At 70.0% G+C, this 1170-nt stretch carries 1 protein-coding gene; it reads right to left on the reverse strand.

The window, feature by feature from the left end:
• Positions 1-963: condensation domain-containing protein (locus tag ABZY20_RS37315; RefSeq protein ID WP_356447990.1), on the reverse strand; the 963-nt coding region annotated here is incomplete at its 3' end.
• Positions 964-1170: the final 207 nt, after the last annotated feature.

Consider the following 1170-nt stretch of genomic DNA (forward strand, 5'->3'; position numbering starts at 1 on the left):
GTCGGTGACGTAGGCGCCGATCTCCAGGGGGGACAGGGCCGGCATGCCCGTGTCGAGCCCGGCCTCGATCTCGTCGAACTCACCGACCTGGGTCCAGCCCAGACCCCGCAACTCCTCCGGCATGTCCGACGCCGAGAACCGCCCCAGATAGTTGAACCCGATCTGCGGCTGCGCCGCCCGGGCCAACTCCCCACCAGCCACAGGATGCAAATACCGCAACAGCCCAAAACCCACACCCCGGTCCGGAACCGCCAGCAACTGCTCCTTGACCGCCTTCACCACACGACCCGCAGCCCCACCACCCGCGAACGCCTCGTCCACATCCACACCCGACACATCCAGCCGCACCGGGAACATACTCGTGAACCAGCCCACCGTCCGCGACAGATCAGCCCCCGGCACCACCACCTCCTCACGACCATGGCCCTCCAGCCTCACCAGCACCCGCTCCCGGCCACGCCACCGCGCCACCGACAACCCCAACGCCGCCAGCAGACCATCGTTCACCCCACCCCCGAACACCGCCGGAACCGACGTCAGCAACGCCCGCGTCACCCCAGCCGGCACCACCACCCGCACCGTGCGCACCGTCGCCATCGTGTCCACCACCGGATCCAGCCCACGACGCCCCAGCACAGGCTCCGACTCCCCCAGCACCCCCCTCCAATACCCAAGCTCCGAACCCCTGCGCCCCGCCTCCTCCACCAGCGCATGCGCCCAGCGCCGCACCGACGTCCCCACCCCCGCCAGACCAGCCGCACGCCCCTCACGCACCCGCGCATACGCCTGCGCCAGATCCGGCAGCAAAATCCGCCACGACACCCCGTCCACCACGAAGTGATGCAGCACGATCAACAACCGGCCCGCCGTCCCACCCCCCGCGTCGAACCACACGAACCGCGCCATCACCCCACCAGCCGGATCCAGCCCACCCAACGCGGCATCCAGCTCACGCGCCGCCACAGCACGCCACCCCGGCGACCGCCACCGCCCGTCACACGACACCCGCCGCACCAGACCCGCCACCGGCACACTCCCAGGAGCACTCACCTCCAACTCCCAGCCACAACCCCCCTCACCGCGCACCAAACGCGACCGCAGCACATCATGACGATCCAGCACCGCCGCCAACGTCCCAAGCAACTCCGCCTCACCGATGCCAACCGGCAG

This window comes from Streptomyces sp. NPDC006624 (genome assembly GCF_040611555.1).
Lineage (GTDB): Bacteria > Actinomycetota > Actinomycetes > Streptomycetales > Streptomycetaceae > Streptomyces.